Raw genomic sequence first — 923 nt, forward strand, 5'->3', positions numbered from 1 at the left:
GCATTGCCCACAGCGTCAGCTTCATCGATTTTATCCTGTGGGGACTTGCCGCAGCAGTGATTCAGATTTTTGTCTATTTCGCTGCCACAATGATGATTAAAGGCGCTACCGCAGAACTTATCGGCAACAATGTCGCCGTAGGTGCGCTGTTTGGCGCAGTGTCCATCTCGATCGGCATTTTGAACGCTGCTTGCTTGACTTGATTTTGATGGTTGGTTGGATAGCAAAAGATGTGCTGATCCTGACTCCTACCTAGAAAAATTATCGGTAGATTTTTTTGACTTATAAGGTCTTATGTCTGATGGTATTGGCGTTATAGTGAAATTCTGAAAGCATCAAAAAATTTAGACGGCCTGTTATATACAAGGCCGTCTGAAACATTTTAACTACTTAAGTTCATCAAATTAGAAAGAGTATTGCAATCTTACGCCCGCTTCGTGGGTGTGGTTTTTAGGTTCTATAGATCCCAATTCATATGAGTCATACTCTTCCGTAACGGTAAGGTTCGATTCTTTAACTTTCCAGCCGCGATAGAATGGAGCGAGGCTGATTTTGGAGCCGTTAGCGAATTTTTTAGATATAGGCACTTCAACCTCGATACCTTGTCCGCCGCCTTGTTTCATTCGGGTTTCTACCTGGTCGGGTTCGTAAGAATATTGGCGGCCTTTCACGGCACGATTGTAGGCAATGCGGGGAGATATCTCAAAGTTTGCAGGAAGGGCGATATTTACTCCGGTATTGATTTGCGCATATGTGGTTCGGTTTTTGCGGTCATAATCATTTGGATCAATGCGGCTACTTAAGTCTCTCAGAACGCGGTGTCCCAAGCCGGCCCCGGCAGCAATGCTAAAGCGATCGTTAATCGGGAGTGTATATTCGTATAAGGCACGGATATCGTATGCGCGGCGTGGTGCATTTTTGAG

At 45.1% G+C, this 923-nt stretch carries 1 protein-coding gene and 1 pseudogene; one reads left to right on the forward strand and one right to left on the reverse strand.

The features are described 5' to 3' along the window. Positions 1-203: DUF350 domain-containing protein (locus ACTHUR_RS12395; RefSeq protein ID WP_440398782.1), on the forward strand; the 203-nt coding region annotated here is incomplete at its 5' end. A 201-nt stretch (positions 204-404) separates the two neighbouring features. Here ACTHUR_RS12395 and ACTHUR_RS12400 read toward each other — a convergent pair. After that, positions 405-923: pseudogene (locus tag ACTHUR_RS12400) on the reverse strand (outer membrane beta-barrel protein); the annotation flags it as partial.

This window comes from Neisseria sp. P0021.S007 (assembly GCF_051956855.1).